Below are 1,589 nucleotides of genomic sequence, written 5' to 3'. Positions count from 1 at the left end.
TAGTAGTGAAAGCAGCTGCCGTTGACCCAAAAATACTTGTACATAGAGGGAAAGCTGTAGTTTTTGACAGTGAAGAAGAAGCAATAGAAGGAATAACCAACGGAAAAGTAAAAGAAGGCGATGTGGTTGTGATAAGATACGAAGGACCAAAAGGTGGACCTGGAATGAGGGAAATGCTTGCTCCAACATCAACACTTATGGGAATGGGATTAGGAGACAAAGTATCTCTCATTACAGATGGCAGATTTTCCGGTGCTACAAGAGGAGCATGTATAGGACACGTATCTCCGGAAGCAGCAGCAGGTGGTCCAATTGGAATAGTTCAAGATGGTGATGAGATACTTATAGATATACCAAATAGAAAATTAGAGTTGTTAATACCACAAGAAGAGTTTGAAAGAAGAATGAGAGAGTTTAAACCAAAGAAAAAAGAAATACAAAGTCCATGGCTTAGAAGGTATGCTAAGTTTGTCACATCAGCAAATAAAGGTGCTATACTGTCAGACGAATGTAGTTAAGAGGTAAAAGATGAAAACGGTAAAAAGTGCGGAAAGTGTATGTTTAGGTCATCCGGATAAAATTGCAGATATAATAGCCGATGCTGTATTAGATGACCTTATATCAAAGGACCCTTACACACGAGCATCTATAGAAGTGCTTATAACGATGGGACTTGTCCACGTAGCTGGAGAAATATCTACCGATGCCTATGCAGATATACCTACAATTGTTAGAAACACATTAATAGAGATAGGTTATACAAAACCAGAGTACGGTTTTGACGGATACACGGCAGGAGTTATAACAACCATAAACGACCAAAGTCCAGAAATTGCATTAGGACTTCCTTCAGATAGAGCTGGAGACAGTTGCATAGTGGTAGGATACGCAACGAACGAAACAGAGAATTATATGCCTCTTGCAAGTAATGTAGCTAACGAAATCACTCAAAAACTAAACTCTTTAAGAAAAGATGGAACATTACCATTCTTAAGACCAGATGGTAAAGCACTGGTTAGCGTAGAGTACGAAAACGAAAAACCAATTAGGATAAAAAATATAGCTGTTATGGTTCAACATGAACCTTATATATCGGAAAAAGATTTAAAAGAAGCTATAATAGAAGAAGTTGTAAAAAAAATAAAGTATAACCATTACATAGACGAAAAAACGAATATAGTGATAAATCCAATAGGAAGATTTATAATTGGTGGACCGATGGCAGATACAGGATTAACCGGTAGAAAAATTGCTGCAGATGCATACGGAACAGCCTGCCCAAACGGAGGAAGCGCCTTTTCCGGAAAAGACCCTACGAAAGTAGATAGGTCAGCGTCGTACTTTGCAAGGTTTATAGCAAAAAATATAGTTGCCAAAGGATATGCCGATGAATGCAAGGTAGAGATGGTTTACGCTATAGGTTCAGAATACCCACTTTTGGTTAATATAGATTGTGAAGAATGTAAAGAAATTGAAAAAAGTATTTACAAATTTAGTGTAAATGATATAATAAATTCTTTAAATTTAAGAAGACCTATCTACAAACAGACTGCTGTAGAAGGTCATTTTGGTAGTGAAAGGGAAGAGTT

2 protein-coding genes are annotated in these 1,589 nt (G+C 37.1%); both read left to right on the top strand.

Annotated features, from left to right (window positions below; genetic code table 11):
• Positions 1-518: dihydroxy-acid dehydratase (locus NE054_RS08155; protein ID WP_297890475.1), on the top strand; the 518-nt coding region annotated here is incomplete at its 5' end.
• 10 nt (positions 519-528) lie between these two features.
• On the top strand, positions 529-1,589 hold a 1,061-nt coding region (metK, locus tag NE054_RS08150; protein ID WP_297890474.1), incomplete at its 3' end, for a methionine adenosyltransferase.

Source organism: Sulfurihydrogenibium sp. (assembly GCF_027448985.1).
GTDB lineage: Bacteria > Aquificota > Aquificia > Aquificales > Hydrogenothermaceae > Sulfurihydrogenibium.
The sequence above is the reverse complement of the archived record's forward strand: the minus strand, read 5'-3'. Positions and strand labels throughout refer to the sequence as shown.